This window comes from Thiobacillus denitrificans, assembly GCF_001530125.1.
Taxonomy (GTDB): domain Bacteria; phylum Pseudomonadota; class Gammaproteobacteria; order Burkholderiales; family Thiobacillaceae; genus Thiobacillus; species Thiobacillus denitrificans_C.
In genome coordinates this window covers 1-827 of the sequence record NZ_LDUG01000073.1, presented here as the reverse complement: position 1 = coordinate 827, position 827 = coordinate 1, and the positions used below count along the sequence as shown (strand labels likewise).

Genomic DNA, 827 nt, shown 5'->3' with positions numbered 1-827 from the left:
CGCACCTGCTGCGCCGTGGAACGGGTACCTTCCCCGGTTTGCTCCGTCACCGCAAAAATGTGCTGCATGTTGCCTGCCACGACGTTGGCGGATGCAGCCTCCCTGGACGCGGCACTGGAAATCTGCTCAATCAGATCCGCAAGGCGCCGTGACACCTGGTCAATTTCAGTGAGCGCCGTACCCGCATTGTCGGACAGCCTGGCTCCTTCGACCACACCCTGCGTGGAGCGCTCCATGGCGGCCACCGCATCCTGGGTATCGGTCTGAATGGCTTTCACCAGCGCCGAAATCTGACGCGTCGCATCCGCAGAACGTTCAGCCAGACGCTGCACTTCTTCTGCCACCACCGAAAAGCCTCGCCCGGCTTCACCGGCTGACGCGGCCTGGATGGCCGCGTTGAGCGCCAGCACATTGGTCTGCTCGGTAATGTCGGAAATCAGCTCGGTAATTTCACCAATCTCTTGCGATGATTCACCCAGCCGTTTAATCCGCTTGGAGGTTTCCTGAATCTGGTCACGGATGAAGTTCATGCCTCCGATGGCACTTTGCACCGCCTGCAGACCGGATTCGGCGGCCGTCAGCGACTGGCGGGCGACCTGGGAGGATTCCTGCGCCTGGGTGGACACCTGGTTAATGCGCGACGCCATGTCGAGCACGGACTGACCGGTTTCGCGAATCTCGCGCAGTTGCTCGGTGGACGCTGCCAGCAACTCCGTGGAGGTGCCTTCCACCTGCGCTGTCGTCTGCGCAACGCGTGTCACCGTACTTTGCACGTTCCCCACCAGCTGGCGCAACTCTTCCACCGTGTAGTTCACCGAGTCGGCAAT

1 protein-coding gene is annotated in these 827 nt (G+C 61.3%); it reads right to left on the bottom strand.

What is annotated here, in order from left to right:
• Positions 1 to 827: methyl-accepting chemotaxis protein (locus tag ABW22_RS16425; RefSeq protein ID WP_237763395.1), on the bottom strand; the 827-nt coding region annotated here is incomplete at both ends.